Origin of the sequence: Enterococcus sp. DIV0800, assembly GCF_050559735.1 — a bacterium.
In the GTDB taxonomy this organism is placed as follows: domain Bacteria; phylum Bacillota; class Bacilli; order Lactobacillales; family Enterococcaceae; genus Enterococcus_A; species Enterococcus_A devriesei.
This window is the reverse complement of the sequence record NZ_CP187898.1, coordinates 2,123,160-2,141,956: the sequence shown is the minus strand read 5'-3', so window position 1 is coordinate 2,141,956 and position 18,797 is coordinate 2,123,160. Positions and strand designations below refer to the sequence as shown.

17 protein-coding genes and 1 pseudogene are annotated in these 18,797 nt (G+C 42.1%); 16 read left to right on the top strand and 2 right to left on the bottom strand.

Annotated features, from left to right (window positions below; translation table 11 throughout):
* Positions 1–49 precede the first annotated feature (49 nt).
* Together IGI54_RS10260 and IGI54_RS10255 are read left to right on the top strand one after the other, a co-directional pair.
* Complete coding sequence (locus IGI54_RS10260; RefSeq protein WP_430620645.1) at positions 50–517, top strand: MarR family transcriptional regulator; 468 nt, start codon at positions 50–52, stop codon at positions 515–517.
* Between the two features lie 173 nt (positions 518–690).
* Complete coding sequence (locus IGI54_RS10255) at positions 691–2,097, top strand: MDR family MFS transporter (protein ID WP_430620644.1); 1,407 nt, start codon at positions 691–693, stop codon at positions 2,095–2,097.
* 24 nt (positions 2,098–2,121) lie between these two features.
* Here IGI54_RS10255 and IGI54_RS10250 read toward each other — a convergent pair whose 3' ends face one another.
* The gene (locus tag IGI54_RS10250) at positions 2,122–3,399 is read right to left on the bottom strand and encodes a replication-associated recombination protein A (RefSeq protein ID WP_430620643.1); all 1,278 of its coding nucleotides are present in this window, start codon (positions 3,397–3,399) and stop codon (positions 2,122–2,124) included.
* Between the two features lie 366 nt (positions 3,400–3,765).
* On the opposite strand from IGI54_RS10250, the gene IGI54_RS10245 reads away from it, so the two are divergent.
* The 13 genes and pseudogenes from IGI54_RS10245 (at position 3,766) to IGI54_RS10185 (ending at position 16,179) form a co-directional block, all read left to right on the top strand.
* Positions 3,766–4,392 (top strand): DNA-3-methyladenine glycosylase, encoded by a 627-nt coding sequence (locus IGI54_RS10245; RefSeq protein ID WP_430620642.1) that lies wholly within the window; start codon positions 3,766–3,768, stop codon positions 4,390–4,392.
* A 2-nt stretch (positions 4,393–4,394) separates the two neighbouring features.
* Entirely contained in the window at positions 4,395–4,871 is a 477-nt protein-coding gene (locus IGI54_RS10240; RefSeq protein WP_430620641.1) for a DUF3013 family protein, read from the top strand.
* 14 nt (positions 4,872–4,885) lie between these two features.
* Positions 4,886–5,833, top strand: a complete 948-nt coding sequence (gene prmA, locus IGI54_RS10235) for a 50S ribosomal protein L11 methyltransferase (RefSeq protein ID WP_071863146.1) — start codon at positions 4,886–4,888, stop codon at positions 5,831–5,833.
* Between the two features lies 1 nt (position 5,834).
* Positions 5,835–6,578 carry a 16S rRNA (uracil(1498)-N(3))-methyltransferase gene (locus tag IGI54_RS10230; protein WP_430620640.1) on the top strand — a complete coding sequence of 248 codons (744 nt, stop codon included), beginning with the start codon at positions 5,835–5,837 and terminating at the stop codon, positions 6,576–6,578.
* 98 nt (positions 6,579–6,676) lie between these two features.
* Positions 6,677–8,884 carry a RelA/SpoT family protein gene (locus IGI54_RS10225; protein ID WP_216427968.1) on the top strand — a complete coding sequence of 736 codons (2,208 nt, stop codon included), beginning with the start codon at positions 6,677–6,679 and terminating at the stop codon, positions 8,882–8,884.
* Between the two features lie 35 nt (positions 8,885–8,919).
* Positions 8,920–9,366, top strand: a complete 447-nt coding sequence (gene dtd, locus IGI54_RS10220; RefSeq protein WP_313630876.1) for a D-aminoacyl-tRNA deacylase — start codon at positions 8,920–8,922, stop codon at positions 9,364–9,366.
* 104 nt (positions 9,367–9,470) lie between these two features.
* The gene (gene fumC / locus IGI54_RS10215; RefSeq protein ID WP_430620639.1) at positions 9,471–10,853 is read left to right on the top strand and encodes a class II fumarate hydratase; all 1,383 of its coding nucleotides are present in this window, start codon (positions 9,471–9,473) and stop codon (positions 10,851–10,853) included.
* Positions 10,840–12,012 (top strand): NAD(P)-dependent malic enzyme, encoded by a 1,173-nt coding sequence (locus IGI54_RS10210; RefSeq protein WP_430620638.1) that lies wholly within the window; start codon positions 10,840–10,842, stop codon positions 12,010–12,012. Before fumC ends, IGI54_RS10210 begins: the two co-directional genes overlap by 14 nt.
* A 105-nt stretch (positions 12,013–12,117) precedes the next feature.
* Complete coding sequence (locus tag IGI54_RS10205) at positions 12,118–12,630, top strand: helix-turn-helix transcriptional regulator (protein WP_430620637.1); 513 nt, start codon at positions 12,118–12,120, stop codon at positions 12,628–12,630.
* Between the two features lie 15 nt (positions 12,631–12,645).
* Positions 12,646–12,991, top strand: a pseudogene (locus tag IGI54_RS10200) (DUF2200 domain-containing protein).
* A gap of 70 nt (positions 12,992–13,061) precedes the next feature.
* The gene (locus tag IGI54_RS10195) at positions 13,062–13,532 is read left to right on the top strand and encodes a hypothetical protein (RefSeq protein WP_430620636.1); all 471 of its coding nucleotides are present in this window, start codon (positions 13,062–13,064) and stop codon (positions 13,530–13,532) included.
* Between the two features lie 230 nt (positions 13,533–13,762).
* Positions 13,763–15,772 carry a methionine--tRNA ligase gene (gene metG / locus IGI54_RS10190; protein WP_430620635.1) on the top strand — a complete coding sequence of 670 codons (2,010 nt, stop codon included), beginning with the start codon at positions 13,763–13,765 and terminating at the stop codon, positions 15,770–15,772.
* A gap of 101 nt (positions 15,773–15,873) precedes the next feature.
* A complete protein-coding gene (locus IGI54_RS10185; protein ID WP_430620634.1) occupies positions 15,874–16,179 on the top strand; it encodes a hypothetical protein in 306 nt (101 codons plus the stop codon).
* A gap of 536 nt (positions 16,180–16,715) precedes the next feature.
* Here IGI54_RS10185 and IGI54_RS10180 read toward each other — a convergent pair.
* Positions 16,716–17,228 (bottom strand): type 1 glutamine amidotransferase domain-containing protein, encoded by a 513-nt coding sequence (locus IGI54_RS10180; RefSeq protein WP_071863160.1) that lies wholly within the window; start codon positions 17,226–17,228, stop codon positions 16,716–16,718.
* A 668-nt stretch (positions 17,229–17,896) separates the two neighbouring features.
* On the opposite strand from IGI54_RS10180, the gene licT reads away from it, so the two are divergent.
* Positions 17,897–18,739, top strand: coding sequence for a BglG family transcription antiterminator LicT (licT, locus tag IGI54_RS10175; protein WP_430620633.1), 843 nt, complete (start codon positions 17,897–17,899; stop codon positions 18,737–18,739).
* Positions 18,740–18,797: the final 58 nt, after the last annotated feature.

Here is an 18,797-nt window from a genome sequence, read left to right as displayed (position 1 = left end):
GAAATAAAATTATCCTAGAATGAGGGTGCACTCACTAGGAGGAAGATTCATGAACAAAAGAGAAGAAGTCCTTGAAGGCTTCAGTGAAGTATTTAACAAACGGGCGTGGCTAGATAAGGTCAAGATGGAAACGGCGTTAGCTGGTTATACAGCGTCCGAGGTTCACTGCATCGAATTTATCGGCAAGCATCAAGATCCGAATGTCACAAAGATGGCGGAGTCGATGTATATGACCCGCGGCGCGATCAGTAAACTGACTAAAAAAATGTTGAAAAAGAAATACATCGAAAGCTATCAAAAGGCAGACAATAAAAAAGAAATCTATTTTAAGCTGACTAAAGAAGGCGAAAAAGTTTTTAACATTCATGAGCAGCTCCACAAAGAATTTGAAGAACGAGATAAAGAGGTTTTCGCACCTGTTACCGAGGAGCAGTACGATGCTTTTTTAACTTTTTTAAAGCGGTACAACCAACATTTAGAAGCGGAAATAAAAAAGCAAGGTCTTACGATCAATTAAGCAGCTGGACAGTCTCAATTTTTTAGAGGCTGTTTATTTTTTAATTTATTTTTGTTGACAAGGAAACAAATAGGTAGTATTGTTTCCAAGGAAATAAAAAAACAGTTTGTTTTCACGCTGCAGCTAGAAAAATTTACTTACGATCAATTACTTATTCTTGAAAGGAATCTTCTATGAATCAATCAAATAAATTACCTAAAGAAGTATTATCGGCAGCCTGGACGATTGCTCTGGGTGCGATTGCTCCTATGCTAGACTCAACGATGGTGAATATCGCCATCGATCAATTAACCAAAAATTTTCATACGACCCTTACCATTATTCAATGGGCAATCACTGGCTACGTTTTGGCTTTAGCCATCGCCGTTCCGATTGCCGGTTGGTTGATGAATCATTTTGACGGTAAGAAAATTTTTATCGCCGCGGTGATTCTTTTCGGCTTCACTTCGATTCTTGCCGGCATCAGCTGGAATGTTACTAGCTTTATTGTTTTTCGTCTGCTGCAAGGCTTTAGTGCAGGAATTATCACACCTTTGATGTCAACGTTGTTGGTCAAAACGGCCGGTCCAGAAAATATTGGACGGGTCATGGCGATCGTCAGTACGCCAATGATTTTTGGTCCAATCCTTGGTCCAGTTCTCGGCGGTTTTATTGTACAGGCGGCTTCATGGCGTTGGATCTTTTTCATTAATGTGTTTATCGTTTTGATCGCGGCACCATTAATGCTGCGGACCTTGCCAAGCTTTGAGCCTTTTAATCGCGAAAGCAAGCTGGATATTTTTGGCATTCTTGATTTGTCGGTTATGAGTGCCGCCTTGATTTATGGCATTACCAAGGCCGCGGATCATGCGACCTTCAATAATAGCGAATCTTTGATTTGGACGGGTGTCGGTCTGTTGTTGCTTGTGACTTATATTTTCTATGATCATCGCAGAAGGCATCAGACAGTGTTGCCGCTGACAATTTTTTCTCATCGAAGCTTTAAGGCATCGAGCATCGGTTTATTCTTTGCCAATATCGCTATTATGGGTCCTATGCTGATCTTACCCTTGTTCTTTCAAAACTTCCGACATTTTTCCGCGATGGAGGCAGCAATCGCATTAATTCCCCAAGGTTTGGGAATGTTAGTGACCCGACCTTTAATCGGTAAACTCATCGATCAGCTTGGCGCTAAATACGTTGTCATCGTTAGTTTAATTATTTCGCTGATTGGTACGATTCCGCTAGTTTTTATCACAAATCAAACCAGTATGGTTTGGATCGCCTTGATCTTGTTTATTCGCGGGACCAGTTTTGGCGGCATCAACTTGCCGTTAACAAGCGATGCCTATACCGGATTGGCGGATGAAGAATTGCCGGACGCCGGTGTAGGGATCAATATCATTGAAAACCTTGGATCAAGCTTCGGTTCCGCAATGATCGCAACCGTCGTGGCTACGGTATTGCAAGGCGCACAGCCAACGATCGCTCACGAATTGTCTGCCTATCATGCGGGCTTTCTGGTGTCAGTCATCGTTCTGGCTTTGATCTTTCTTCCTAGCCTCTTTCTAACAAATAAAACGAATGACCCTCAAAGTTAGATTACTCTAACCTTGAAGGTCATTTTATTTTTTCTTTTTCCATTCTTCGATCCGTTGGTATTGCTGACCAAGCGCCTGTTCGTATTTGCCAGTCGCTTTTGGCTCGTAGTAATGAGCGTCTTTGATTTTGTCAGGTAAATATTGCTGATCGACCCACGCATTTTCAAAGCTATGGGGATATTGATAGCCGATTCCTCGTTGTAAATCCTTTGCGCCTTTATAATGACTGTCTCGTAAATGATCAGGGACTTCGCCGGCATTGCCCAGACGGATGTCAGTGATCGCCGCATCTAAGGCTAGATAAGCCGAGTTTGATTTAGGTGAAAGGCAAAGATCCACCACTGCATCGGCCAGAGGAATTCGTGCCTCGGGAAAGCCTAATTTTTCAGCAGCTTGCACGGCTTGAACTGTGCGAGCAGCGGCGGCTGGATTAGCTAAGCCGATATCTTCATAGCCCATTACCATCAATCGCCGACAAATAATCGGTAGATCGCCGGCTTCGACTAGTCTGCCTAAATAATGCAATGCAGCATTGACATCGCTACCTCGGACCGATTTTTGAAAGGCGGAGATCACATCGTAGTGAGCGTCGCCGTCTTTGTCATGGGTCAACGCTTTTCGTTGCACACATTCTTCGATGATGGAAAGGGTTAAATGAATGTTTCCTTCTGTGTCTTTTGGCGTAGATTTAGTCGCCAGCTCTAAGCCATTTAAAGAGCTGCGTAAATCACCGTTGGTTGCCCGTGCCAAATGTCTCAACGCTTCTGCATCTATTTTAACTGGATAGTCTCCAAGACCACGTTCTTTATCGGCCAAGGCTGACTTGACCGCCTTAATAATATCTGCTTCATCCAAAGGCTTGACTTCAAAAATTTGAGTCCGACTGCGAATGGCGGGATTGATGGTGATATATGGATTTTCGGTAGTAGCGCCGATCATAATGATCCGTCCACTTTCTAAATGAGGCAGTAGAAAATCCTGTTTGGTTTTGTCGAGCCGATGGACTTCATCTAATAATAAGATAACCGTACCGCTCATCTTGGCTTCTTCGGCAACAATCTGTAAATCTTTTTTTGTATCAGTGGCGGCGTTCAACATTCGAAAGGCATAGTTGGTGGAGCCAGCGATAGCGCTAGCGATGCTGGTTTTCCCGGTGCCGGGAGGGCCATATAAAATCATCGATGAAAGCATTCGTGCCTCTACCATTCGGCGAATGATCTTGCCTTCACCGACTAACTGCTGCTGCCCGACAACTTCCTCTAAGTTGCGGGGGCGCATGCGATAAGCTAAAGGTTGTTGCATAAGAAACCTCCTTGAAATTTAATAAAGGGAGTAAAGTGTCCTTCGATAAGGTATGATCGATGACAGGTGAATTCAGCGGTGCGCTGAAGAAAATCAGTTTTTATCAATTTTGATTAGAGATGGTTAGCATTCGGCTAACTGGTTAAAACGGGTAGTCAGTTCGAGTTAAGGAAATTATTTTTCAAAGAACACGAAAAATAATTTAAACTTCGTACGCCTACTATTTTACTAACTTGCTAAAGCAAGAAGTAAAACTAGCAAATGTATGTTCTCATTATAGCATTTTTTGCTTATGTTTGCTGGGTTTTGGGTTGTTGGGCGTAGCGAGTATTTGGATTATTGTGTATCATGGAGAAGGTGAGAAAAATGGAGCAGGTAATTAATTTTTTTAATAGTGAAACGACCGAAAACATCGCGAAATATTTATTGGGGATGTACTTGGAGCATGAGACGCCTGAAGGAAAATTGGGCGGCTACATTGTTGACTGTGAAGCGTATCTGGGACCAGATGATTTGGCTGCGCATAGTTACGGGATGCGCAATACACCACGAGTGCGAGCGATGTACGAAAAGCCCGGCACGATTTATTTATACACGATGCACACGCATTTGATTTTGAATATGATCACACAGCCTGAAGGGATGCCGCAAGGAGTGATGATCCGGGGCATTGAACCGGTGGCCGGCATCGAAGAGATGATCGTCAATCGGCATGGTCGGAGTGGTGCTACGCTTTCGGATGGGCCGGGGAAATTAGTTGAGGCACTAGGTATCAACCGCGAGTTGTATGGTGAGTCGATTTTTTCTAGCTCTTTGCATCTTGTTCCGGAAAAACGGCGAGTACCGAAAACAATCGATGCGCTTCCTCGTATTGGCATTCCGAATAAAGGGATTTGGACCAAGCGGCCGTTACGATTTGTAGTTCATGGTAATCCTTACATAACGAATCAGCGTAAAGGTTTAATAGAAGAAAATAATGGATGGAGGCAATAAGTATGGCGAAAGAGACTATGGTTACTTATTTAGATAATTATTTAAACAAAAAAATTCCTGATTATGAATTGGCGTTGGATTGGGATACCCGCAATCACAGCTTTGAGATCGCGTTTCGGATTTATGGCGAAAATAAAGGGCAGATCGAAATTGATGACGCGGATGGAGTGGCTTCAGAAGAAGAGATCATTGAATTTGAGGATGCGATTTTATTGGTCGATCCTGATAAATCGAAGTATGATGCTGAGGATTATTTGGCGGTGATTCCTTACGAAGGTAAAAAAGGGATGAAGAAAAATGAATTAACGGCGGTTGTGGATTACTTGAAAGATGTGATCGATGATGGGCAAAGTGATTTATTAGATTTTCTTGCAGATGACAGCGACGAAGCCATTTTTGAAATGAATTGGGATGATGCAGTCTTTAAGGCATCCATCAAACCAAGTGACAGTAGCTATCTATCCTATCCAAGTTATTAAAAGGGGCGAAAATTATGAAATGGAATGAAGTCAAAGTAACAACGGAAAGCGAGGCGGTAGAAGCTGTCTCGAATATTTTGATGGAGGCGGGGGCTTCGGGAGTCGCGATTGAAGACGCGCTGGACTTCGAAAATTATCAAGCGGATCAATATGGTGAACTATTAGATAAAGAAACGTTTTCTAGTTTGGCTGAAGGAGCAGTCGTGATGGCTTATTTTCCTGAAACGATTTTTTTACCGGAAATTTTGCCTTTCATCAAAGACAGTATCGCCAAGTTACCAGAATTTGGGCTGAATATCGGAAAAAATCTGGTGGCAGTCAGCGAAGTGGAAGAAAGCGACTGGGCGACTGCCTGGAAAAAATATTATCACCCTGTTCGTGTGACGCGTTATTTGACGATCGTACCAAGCTGGGAGAAATATGAAGCGCAACATGAGGATGAAAAAATAATTACCTTAGACCCTGGCATGGCTTTTGGAACGGGGACGCACCCAACAACCAATCTAACCTTGCAAGCGCTAGAAACTGTTTTGCGTGGCGGGGAAACTGTTTTGGATGTCGGCACGGGTTCAGGTGTTTTGAGTATCGCCAGCTCCCTTTATGGAGCGAAGGAGATTCATGCCTATGATTTAGACGAGGTGGCAGTTCGTTCCGCACAAGAAAATGTCGACTTGAATGCTAATACTGAAAACATTCACGTGTCGGCTAATGATTTGCTGGTTGGCGTAGAGCAAGAAGCAGATGTGATCGTGGCGAATATTTTGGCGGATATCATCGTATTGATGATCGAAGACGCGTGGCGTTTGTTGAAAGCGGATGGGAAATTGATCGTCTCAGGCATCATTGAAGATAAAAAAGACATGGTACTAGAAGCCATGTACGCCCAAGGTTTTGAAGTCGACCGCATCTTCCAACAAAAAGATTGGTTCGCGATTATTTTACAGAAGCCAGAGGAAGACTAAGATGCAGCGCTATTTTATTGATCAAGCCTACCAATCAACGGTAGAACTTAGTGGTGAAGCGCATCATCATATGGCACGAGTAATGCGGATGGCTGTCGATGATGAAGTGTTTCTCGTTTTTACGGATCAAACGGCGATCAAAGCCAAAATCACCGGAATTGACAGTGAGAAAGTCGTGCTAACCGAAGTGGAAAAAGAAAGTTTGCAACGAGAATTGCCGATTGGCATCACCATTGCCAGTGGTTTTCCAAAAGGCGAGAAGCTGGAGTTGATCGTTCAAAAAGGGACAGAATTAGGAGCGCATCAGTTTATTGCTTTTCCTGGCGAAAGTTCAGTTGCAAAGTGGGATGCCAAGAAGCAGCAGAAAAAACAGCAGCGTTTAAATAAGATTGCCCAAGAAGCGGCGGAACAATCCCATCGCCAAGCGTTGCCGATTGTTCAATTTGCTTCGGAAAAAGAATTGATCGCTCGTTTTTCTGACTATGATGCGGTCTTGATCGCCTATGAAGAATCCGCGAAGCAAGGGGAGCAAGCCCAATTGGTTCAAACTTTCCAGCAATTAACAGCCGGTCAAAAATTATTGGTCGTCTTTGGGCCAGAGGGTGGTTTGACCCCGAAAGAGATCGCGCTTTTTCAAGGGGCGGGCGCAAAATTATGCGGCTTAGGGCCACGGATTTTACGGACAGAGACGGCACCGTTTTATCTTTTGAGCGCCGCTAGTTTCTATTATGAGCTGCAGCACTGATTTAATTGAAAAAGCCTACTAGAGTTTGTATAATAAGAGCAATCATTTTCAGCAAGAGCAGCAGTCTGTTGCTTACTAATTTAAAGGGGGAACGTCACATGGCAAAAGAAGTTGAATTGACTGGTCCTGACGTCATTAGGATGGTCAGTACCTACATGGGAAAAGAGCACGTGGCGTTTGTCCAAAAGGCTTACGACTTTGCTTATGAAGCCCATAAACCTCAGATCCGTAAATCGGGCGAGCCTTACATTATTCATCCGATTCAAGTCGCCGGGATCTTGGCAGACTTACATATGGACCCTCACACGGTTGCCACCGGATTCTTGCATGATGTGGTGGAAGACACGCCGGTAACCTTAGAAGATTTAAAAGTTGAATTTGGGGAAGACGTCGCTTCATTAGTTGATGGCGTAACCAAATTAGGGAAGATCAAATATAAATCCCATGAGGAACAATTAGCGGAGAACCATCGAAAAATGTTATTGGCGATGGCGCAAGACCTGCGGGTGATCATGGTTAAGCTAGCTGACCGCTTGCACAATATGCGGACGCTAAAATATTTACGTGATGACAAACAGCGTCGAATCGCGCGGGAAACATTGGAAATCTATGCACCATTGGCTGATCGTTTAGGGATGAGCCGGATCAAGTGGGAATTGGAAGATACTGCCTTACGCTATTTGAATCCGAAACAATATTATCGGATCGTTCATTTGATGCGCAGCAAACGGGATGAGCGGGAAGGTTTCGTTGAAGAAGCGGTTGATGAGATCAAGGAAGCTACGAAAGAGTTAGGGATCGAAGGCGATATTTATGGCCGACCGAAACATATTTATTCGATTTATCGCAAGATGCGAGATCAGAAGAAACAATTCGATGAAATTTATGACCTGTTAGCGATTCGAGTGATCGTGGATTCTATCAAAGACTGTTACGCGGTACTTGGTGCGATCCATACTAAATGGAAACCAATGCCTGGTCGTTTCAAAGATTATATCGCGATGCCGAAAGCCAATATGTATCAGTCGCTCCATACGACGATCATTGGTCCTAGCGGCAATCCGGTCGAGGTCCAAATTCGAACCCACGAAATGCATCAGATCGCTGAGTTCGGGGTTGCGGCTCACTGGGCTTATAAAGAAGGCAAGACCGATAAAACGGAGGAAACGCAAGACAACCGACAGTTGGATTGGTTCCGGGAAATCATTGAGCTGCAAGATGAAAGCTACGATGCTTCCGAATTTATGGAAAGTGTCAAAGGTGATATTTTCAGTGATAAGGTTTACGTCTTCACACCAAAAGGCGATGTGACCGAATTGCCGAAAGGCTCTGGTCCGTTAGACTTTGCTTACAGCATTCATACCGATGTGGGGAATAAGACGACGGGGGCAAAGGTCAACGGCAAGATGGTGCAGCTGGATTACAAATTGAAAAATGGCGACATCATCGAGATCATGACTTCAGCTAATTCCTTTGGTCCCAGTCGAGACTGGTTGAATCTAGTAAAGACTAGCAAAGCCAAAAATAAAATTAAACGCTTCTTTAAAACCCAGGATCGTGATGAAAATGTGACCAAGGGCCACGATGCGGTGGTGAAATGTATCAATGATCTAGGTTTTCTACCGAAAGAAATGCTGACGAAGGACAAATTGTCCGACGTGTTAGACAAATTCAATTTCCATAGTGAAGAAGATTTATACGCGGCAATTGGTTTTGGTGAGATTAGCGCGCTGACTTTTGCCAATCGCTTGACGGAAAAAGAGCGTCGCGAACAAATGAAGCAAAAGCAACGTGACGCCGTAGATGAAATGGTTAATAGTCCGAAAGAACCCGAAAAAATCAAGGTTCGGCATGAAGGCGGCATCGTGATTCAAGGAATCGAAAATCTTTTGATCCGCATCAGCCATTGTTGTAATCCGGTTCCTGGGGATGATATTGTCGGCTATATTACTAAAGGCCGCGGTATTTCAATCCATCGGGCCGATTGTCCAAATATTACGAAGCAAAAGGACATCCAACAACGCTTGATCGAAGTAGAATGGGAAGATACGACGAATTCTGTTCAGGAATACAATGCAGACTTAGAAGTGTATGGGTTCAATCGTGATGGACTGTTGAATGATGTCTTGAACATCGTCAGCGGCATGACTAAAAAATTAGTTAGTGTCGAAGCGAAGCCAACCAAAGATCGGCTGGCAGTCATTAATTTGACCTTTAAAATCCAAAATTTGAATCATTTGTACTCGATCGTCGATAAAATCAAAACCGTTCCCGACGTTTACAGCGTGAAGCGGACCAAAGGTTAAGCATCCTAACTAGAAAAATTTGCAGGAGGTTTTTTATGCGAGCAGTCATTCAACGGGTCAGTCAAGCAAGTGTCACCATTGATGAGCAAGTGATTGGTCAGATCGAGCGGGGCTTTATGATCTTACTGGGGATTCATGAGGAAGACACGCAAGCAGACGCGGATTATTTGATTCGCAAAATTCCGTTATTGCGGGTCTTTGAAGATCCGGAAGGCAAAATGAATCAGTCGCTGCAAGACATCTGCGGCAGCGTCTTGAGTGTGTCGCAGTTTACGTTGTATGCCGATACTAAAAAAGGCAATCGTCCAAGTTTTATTAAAGCAGCTCGACCAGAAACGGCGATTCCTTTGTATGAGTACTTCAATGAAGGCTTGCGCCAAGCGGGACTAACTGTGGAGACTGGGGAATTCGGCGGCGACATGGACGTTGCGCTAGTCAATGACGGTCCTGTGACGATTCTTTTTGACACACGGGATAAATAACGAACGAAGGACAAAAATCTACGGGTTTTTGTCCTTTTTTTCTATCCTTCCAGCAAAAAATAAGGGATAATTGAACCAATGATTGAACATTGAGAGGAGAATATATGGAGACACGAACTGAACGAGATTCAATGGGGCCAATCGAAGTTCCGAAAGCAGCGTGGTGGGGAGCGCAAACTGAACGGAGTCGTCAAAATTTTAAGATTGGTGGGGAGAAAATGCCACCAGAATTGCTACAGGCTTTAGTTTTAGTGAAAAAAATGGCAGCGATTGCGAACCAACGAACTGGCAAACTTGAGGCCGAAAAAGCCTTAGCAATTCAAGAAGCGGTTGACTTATTGTTACAAGGCGAGAACTGGCAAGAGTTTCCCTTAGTTGTCTGGCAAACTGGCAGTGGAACCCAAAGCAATATGAATACCAATGAAGTGCTGGCTTATCTAGCTAGTCAAAAGGATTTGGCGGTTCATCCAAATGACGATGTGAATATGTCACAAAGTTCCAACGATGTGTTTCCAACAGCGATCCATCTAGCGGGAACATTGGAAATCGAAAAAAAATTATTGCCGGCGTTGCATGAGATGATCGGCATTTTAGAAGAGTTAGAAGAAGTTAACCAAGACGTGATCAAGATCGGTCGGACCCATTTGCAGGACGCGACGCCAGTAACTTTTGGGCAAGAGATCAGCGGTTGGCGCGCTGCTTTGGAGCATAACGAAAATATGTTGATCAATAGTTTGGCGGAATTGCGTCAATTGGCGATTGGCGGTACGGCGGTCGGGACCGGCTTGAATGCGTCGAAGGCCTATGAAGAAGCATTTATTGATGCGTTGAAGGAAGAGACGGGGATTCATTTTCTTAGTGAAGCCAATAAATTTCATGCTTTAGCTAATCGTGATGCGGTGGTGTTTGTCAGCGGAGCATTGAAATCATTGGCGGCAAATGCCATGAAGATGGCCAATGATATTCGCTGGTTGGCTAGTGGTCCTCGCAGCGGATTAGGTGAGATCACGATCCCAGCCAATGAACCCGGCAGTTCGATTATGCCTGGAAAAGTCAATCCAACGCAATGCGAAGCTTTAGCAATGGTGGCAGTTCAAGTGATGGGAAATGACACAGCGATCGGAATCGCGGCGTCCCAAGGCAATTTTGAATTAAATGTCTATTTACCTTTGATCGCTTTCGATTTATTACAAAGTATTCGCTTGTTGACGGATGCTTTGCAGTCGTTCAGTGAGAATTGTTTGAAAGGCTTGCGGGTCAATCAAGAACGGATGGCGGAATTAGTGGAGCAATCCTTAATGCTGGTAACGTCATTGAATAGCCACATCGGTTATGACAAAGGTGCTGAGATCGCTAAGAAAGCCTATAACGAAGGGACGACCTTAAAGGCGGCGGCGTTGACGTTAGGCTATGTTACCGAAGAAGAATATGATGCGTGGGTCAGACCAGAAAAAATGATCGGAGAGAGAACAAATGACTATTTATGATGAAGCGTTGACCGCCCATGAAAAATGGCGCGGTAAGATCGAAGTAACCAGTAAAGCCAAAGTCCGCAACAAAGAGGACCTTTCATTGGCTTATACGCCGGGCGTGGCGGAACCTTGTCGCAAGATTGCTGAGAATAAAAACAAAGCTTACGATTATACATGGAAAGGCAATAGTGTCGCGGTGGTGACGGACGGGACGGCGGTGCTGGGTTTAGGTGATATCGGACCTGAAGCAGCTTTACCTGTGATGGAAGGAAAGGCCTTACTGTTTAAAGAGTTTGCCGACATTGATGCGGTGCCGATTTGTTTAGACACGAAGGACCCGCAAGAAATTATCCAGATCGTTAAAGCAATCGCACCGACTTTTGGCGGGATCAATCTCGAAGATATCAGCGCCCCGCGCTGTGTAGAAATCGAACGTGCATTGATCGAAGCATTGGATATCCCGGTCTTTCATGACGATCAGCATGGCACAGCGGTGGTAGTAACCGCCGCGTTGATCAACGCATTGAAATTAGTCAAAAAAGACCCGCAAGAGTTGAAAGTCGTTATTTCCGGAACCGGTGCTGCCGGCAGTGCGATCATCCATATGCTGGTGGATCTGGGGGTCAAAAATATTATCGCCTTCAATAAAGACGGCGCGTTGAATCAAGAAATGGCAAACCCGACTTTTGTAGAAAAAGAAATCTTGGAATTAATCACGCCAAAAGATTTCAGCGGGACGATGGCGGAAGCCTTTGTTGGTGCCGATGTGTTTGTTGGTGTTTCAGCTCCTAATTTAGTGACTAAAGAAATGGTGGCTTCCATGAATGAAGGAAATATCGTTTTTCCCATGGCCAATCCTGAACCAGAGATCAGCTATCATGAAGCATTAGCTGGCGGTGCTGCTGTAGTCGGTACCGGGCGCTCGGATTATCCCAATCAAATCAATAATGTCCTGGCCTTTCCTGGCTTGTTCCGAGGGGCTTTCGCGGCGGAAGCGAAAAAGATTACACCAGGCATGCAGCTAGCTTGTGCCCACGCGATCGCCGATTCGATTCCTTATTCAGAATTAAGTTCAACCTACATTATCCCATCAGCCTTTGATGAAAATGTCGTGGATCTGATTACGATGAAAGTCGCTGCAGCTGCTAGAAAAGATGGCGTGACTCGTTCGTAGAAACTTGATCTAGCAAGGGTGGAAAAGAGTTGCTATCGACATTTTCAAGATGACAGGCTACATTTAGCTGGAAATCAAATTCTGAAAATGATGAAGGTGAAGCGAATGAAGATCAGTAAAAAAATAAAAGAAGAACGCTTAAGTAAACAATGGACACAAGAACAATTAGCCAAAGAAATATTGGTTTCAAAACGAACGATCACGAACTGGGAGACGGGAAAAACAATTCCTGATATTGAAAGCGTGATTCGATTAGCAAAATTATTCCAACTTTCCTTAGATGATCTGATGTTAGAGGATTCGGCTGTTGTAAAAGAAATCCAGCGAAAAGAAAAAATCGTGAAGCTGACTGGAATCTATTATATTGGTCCAGTCTTGACTGGGATTATTTTAGTCGTCATGATGTATCTCCCGAATCCCAATAGTGAATGGATGTTAGGTCTTATTGCAGTAGCCTCTATGAGCAACTTGTTGCCCCTTTACTATTTTAAAGAGAAGTTGGGATTCCTAAAAGGAAAACCGAGTAAGGTTCAACGAGAGTTAAAGCAGATAAAAATCATTAGTGTGTGCATGATTGTACTGCTCAGTTTATTTATAGTCAGTTTGTATGTCATGTAGAAAGGAATCTGTTGAATGAGTAAAATTTTTGGAATGAGCTTTGCCAGTATTTATCCTCTGTATATTAAGAAAGCCGAGCGAAAAGACCGGACAAAAGCCGAGGTTGATGAAATCATTTATTGGCTAACGGGTTATGATGAGACTTCGCTACAAAAAACAAATTCAGCAGGAAGTTGATATGACGACGTTCTTTGCAGAGGCCCCGCAGATGAATGAAAAAGTCACCTTGATTAAAGGAATGATCTGCGGTCATCAAGTAGAGGATATTGAAGATCCCTTGATGCAAAAAATTCGCTATCTTGATAAATTAGTCGATGAGTTGGCTAAAGGAAAAAAGATGGAGAAGATATTACGGAAGTAAATGAGAGCAGCGAGTCGTTTTGGCGCGCTGTTTTTTAATAACCTTTTTTATCTAATGGCAGAGTGTTAAAATGAAAGCGATAAAAATTGGATTGAAGGGACAGGGAAGGCATTTGAATTGGCGAATCATCAAGATTATTGGTAGTTTTTTATTCATTATAGTGGGCTTATTACTGTTTTATTGTGGCTATTCAAATTGGCAGATGGATCAAGAGTTCATTGCCAGTGATAAAGGACGCTCATTAGGAACAGTCCATATTGATCGGAATGGGGTCCAAACGATCAGCTTTCCCGAAAATAGCTATGGTGTTGCGATCGACGGGGATGATCGCAAAGAAGGTGAGCAAGTTTATATTTATTATCAAAAAAATAAACCGTATCGCATTTCCACTTCCCCAAAATATTATCAAACGAAAGAAGACCTTTATAAGCCATTTTTGGGCGGAGTCTTTTTCATCGGATATGTTCTGTTCACTCAGTTCATGTTACCGAAGATTTTGCAAAGGCTGCTAGCGAAAGAAGACTTACTTGCGAGCCACTGATAGATTATAAACGCCGACAAATCATTAATTGGTTATGCTGTAAAAGTAAGCCGCAAGCAAAATGTCTGCATTTCTTCAATTTTAAGTTATGATTTTGCTAGTTTGAATCTATGAAATTTGGAAGGCATTCTCTCCTAAAAGTAATTCCTCAGTTTGCACGTTCCAATTCTTAAAAGCCTATTACTTTTGTGGTATACTACGTAAGAATCTATTTTTAAAGGAGGAGCCTCATGGCAGAGAAAGAAACATTTTATATTACTACGCCAATCTATTATCCAAGTGGCAAACTGCACATTGGGAATTCTTATACAACGATTGCCTGTGACGCGATTGCTCGCTACAAACGCTTGATGGGCTTTGACGTGTTTTATCTAACAGGTGTGGATGAGCATGGACAAAAAATTGAAAAGAAAGCCGATGAACTTGGTGTCGAACCTCAGGAATATGTTGACAAGATGGCAGCGGACATCAAGAAATTATGGAAAACGTTAGACATCAGCTACGACAAATTTATTCGGACAACCGACGACTATCATCAAGCTTCAGTCAAAAAAATCTTTGATCAATTATTGGAACAAGGAGATATTTACTTAGGTGAATATGAAGGCTGGTATTCGGTTTCTGATGAAGAATATTTTACTGAAACGCAATTGGATGAAGTATATCGCGATGAAGAAGGCAATGTGATCGGTGGAAAAGCGCCAAGCGGTCACGAGGTTGAATTGGTTCGTGAAGAATCTTATTTCTTCCGTATGAGTAAATATGCGGATCGTTTGTTGGCTTATTATGATGAGCATCCAGAATTTATTCAGCCAGAATCTCGTAAGAATGAAATGATCAACAACTTTATCAAACCAGGCTTAGAGGACTTAGCGGTTTCACGGACGACCTTCAAATGGGGCATCCCGGTGAATGCTAATCCAGAGCACGTTGTTTATGTTTGGATCGACGCGTTATCCAACTATATTACGGCTTTAGGCTATGGTTCAGATGACGATAGCTTGTTCCAAAAATATTGGCCGGCGAATGTCCAAATGGTTGGGAAAGAGATCGTCCGTTTCCATACAATCTACTGGCCAATCATGTTGATGGCGTTAGAATTGCCATTACCAGAAAAAATTTATGGACATGGCTGGTTGATGATGAAAGACGGCAAGATGTCTAAATCTAAAGGCAATGTGGTTTATCCTGAGATGTTAGTTGAACGCTATGGTCTCGACGCTTTGCGTTATTATTTATTGCGGGCGATCCCATTTGGTTCAGACGGTGTGTTCACACCAGAAGATTTTGTTTCCCGCGTAAATTATGACTTAGCCAATGATTTAGGAAACTTATTGAATCGGACGATTGCGATGATCAATAAATATTGTGACGGCGTCGTACCAGCTTATAAATCACTAGTCACTGATTTTGACAGCGAGCTGTCAACGACGGCAGCCAATGTAGTCAGTCGTTACCGTGAATCAATGGACAAAATGGAGTTCAACAACGCTTTGGCTGAAGTATGGACTTTGGTCTCACGGGCGAATAAATACATCGACGAAACTGAGCCGTGGGTCTTAGCGAAGGACGAAGAACGAAAAGCGGAGCTTAACAGCGTAATGGTCCACTTAGCAGAGAGCTTGCGAATCGTAGCTATTCTTTTACAACCAGTCATGACTCAAACGCCAAAACGAATTTTTGAGCAATTAGGGTTGAATGTCGAAATGATGAACTTAGAAAAAATTCATTTTGGGGAATTCCCAGAAGATACGAAAGTAACACCGAAAGGCAAGCCAATCTTCCCACGTTTAGACATGGAAGAAGAGGTTGCGTATATTCAGGCAAAAATGTCTGAAGGCAGTCAACCAGAGGATGAAAAAATCAAATGGAATCCAGAAGAAACGGAATTGGTTTCGGTAAAGGATAAAGAAATCAAATTTGATGTTTTCGATAAGGTTGAATTGAAAGTTGCGGAAGTCGTGGAGTGCAAAAAAGTTGAAGGCGCCGATAAACTATTGCAATTCCGTTTAGACGCGGGCGACAAACAAGATCGTCAAATCCTTTCCGGGATCGCGGAATTTTATGCTGATCCAGAAAGCTTAGTCGGAAAGAAATTGATTATCGTGGCGAACTTGAAACCGCGGAAAATGCGGGGAGAAGTCAGCCAAGGAATGATTCTTTCAGCGGAAGCTCCGGACGGGACGTTAAAAGTCGTGGAAGCACCTAATGAGATGCCAAACGGCGCGATCGTAGGATAATAATCAAGCTCTCGAAGTTAAAACGCTTCGAGAGCTTTTTGTATACAGATCCGCTATACTTTAGCTTAATAAAAGCTAAGTTTAAACAAGGAGTGATGATGATGCCGCTAATTGCGATTTTAATCGATGTGTTAACATTAGGTGGGTATTTTTTTCAATTAAATAATGGTGGGCCAGGTGTGTATTTACTCGGCCTGATTTTTCAATTAATCATGACCATTGTTTTGTTGGTTATGATGGTTGGTTACCACGGGAAAAAGTATTCTGGCTTTCGACCAGAAGGGTATTCTTATTTGACGATCCGTTATGCGGTTATTGTGCTTTCATTTATTTTTAACGGTATCGCGCTATTTCTATATGGACTGAATTATTTTGGGATCAATGATGTCGTCTTTTCAAATTTTTAAGACTTAACCAAGTCTTTTAGCGTAAAGTTTGAAAATATGTTATAGTGAGAGGACACGGAAGATATTTTTATGCGACACTTTAACTCATTTTGATGAAATTTAATCAAACTGGCGTAACTAAAGGGTTACAAGGATGTATTAGAAGGATTTGGGAATACATCGTTTAAACGAGAAATAGTTAATTTTTAGTAATAGTCAACACCCTCAACTTTAGAATAATAAATATTGATTAGTTAGATAGCCCCCTCTTAATCGAGGGGGCTATCGTTCATTTTAAAAGCTTTTGATTGAGAATGAGGAAAGAATCCGTGGCTTGTTTATTTCAAAATGGAGATGAAAAAGCCAATCAGAACAAAAAGGTCTTCAACGTAGCGATTATTATAGGAAGTATTTTATTGCTTCTGCTAATTGGTAAACTCATCAAAAATAAATTTAAAAAGCGATCGATTCAAAATTAATCGGAGAATAAGTTGGGAACAAAATAAAGACCGATCACATGTGGATCGGTCTTTTCAGAGTTTATTAAGTTGAGTGGGCTAAGCGTGCAACACTTCAACAATTTTTTCATTGAAGGCAGGCAAATCGTCGGGTGTCCGACTAGTGACTAATTTATTATCCACTACAACCGCTTCGTCTTTCACGATTGCGCCAGCGTAACCAACATCTGGTCGCACTGTTGTATAAGCGGTCATTGTCCGGCCTTTCGTTAAACCTGTCTGGATAAACAGTTGTGGGCCGTGGCAAATGGCAAAGAGTGGTTGATCTTTGTCTAAGAAATAACTTACAAATGAAACAAAGCGAGAATCGGCACGTAATTGATCAGGAGAAAAACCACCTGGGATCAGCAAAGCGTCGAAATCCTCTGGCTTTACTTCGTCAATACTTTTGTCACTGGTAAATTTTGTGCCCTTTTTACCGGTAATTTCTTGATTGGCTTCGAAGCTGATCAAGGTCACTTCGTTTCCATCTTTTTCTAAGGCTTCTTTGGGAGAGGACAACTCAACATCCTCAACTAAATCAGTAACAAGTACAGCAATTTTCTTGGTCATTGATATTCCTTCCTTTCGTCTTATCTATTTTTACCCTAAAGGATTATAGTAATTAATTCAATTAATTTGTTTGTGATTTTTAATCAAAATTAAATGAAAGTTCATGATAAAATGAAACGAATGGTTACTTTTTAGTGTATAGCCGTGAATAGCGGTTCTGTACTTTAATATCTATTTAAGTTTTGCTAGTTATAGTGTAGTCACCAACAAATAATCTTTCTTCTTTTCGCTAGTCACTTATTCGTGGCTAGTTTTTTATTTAAAAAAAGCGATTTTAAACGAATTCCTCAGTGATGAATTATATCGTATGTCTAAGCTAGTAAAAGCTATCCGACGAACCAAATCACGATTTACATAAAAAAGTTTTTGGATAAATATTTTTGTAAAATTCATTGACAGCGTTTTCTTAATTTGTTAAGATTATTTTGAATTAAATAGACCAAATGATGGATAGTGATTGTTTTATTACAAGCTAAACCTGATGACGTGTACGATTTATTTGTCGTACCCTCATTGGGTTTTTTTGTTGCCCTAAAACAGGAGGTGACTTTATAAAAAAGAACAAACTTGGGTTTGACAACAGTTACGAACGTATCTATCATTTTAAGTGAACGGAGTCCTTGGAAAAGATTTCAAGTAGCGAATGTCGCAGAACGGAGGAGCGTTGAATGCAAATTCGAAAGATTTTAAACAACAATGTGGTTATCACAACGAATCAAAAAAATAACGAAGTCGTTGTGATGGGGCGTGGTCTAGCCTTTCAGAAAAAAGTCGGGGATGAGATAGCAGAAGATGCGATCGATAAGACCTATCATCTCGCCAATAGCGATCTGTTGCATAAATTTCAAGAGTTGTTAGAAGATATGCCAATTAGCTATGTAGAGATTGCCAACGACATTATTGATGAAGCCAAAGTAGCTCTGAAGAATCCATTAAACGACTCACTCTACATTTCTATTACTGATCACTTATACGCATCGATTCAACGGGTAAAGGAAGGCGTTCGTGTTCGCAATTTATTATTATGGGACATCAAACGATTTTTTCCAGATGAATTTTCCGTTGGTGTAAATGCAGTTGAGAAAATCAAACTTAAATTCGGTATCGATCTTGGTGAAGATGAGGCTGGCAACATTGCGTTGCATCTAGTAAACGCACAAACGGAAAACGATAATGACGATGCTTTTATGATGACAGAGATGATGCAGGAAATCATCCAAATAACCAGCTATTATTTTAAAGTTCAACTTGATGAAGACTCTGTCTATTTCTATCGTTTTACGACGCATCTGCGTTTCTTCGCTTCTCGAATCATGAATCAACGGCAAGTCACCGATGAGACAGATGATGAGTTATTATTGATTATTCAAAAAAAATATCAAAATGCTTATCAATGTGTTGAGCGAATCGCCGAGTTTATCGAGCAAACCTATCATTACACAATGTCAAATGATGAAAAATTATATTTAACGATTCATATTGCACGCTTGGTGCAAAAAGTAAATCAATAGAAGCCAATAACCTCGTGAGAATTGTTTAGCGCTGAACAGTCTCAGCGGTGGTTACTAA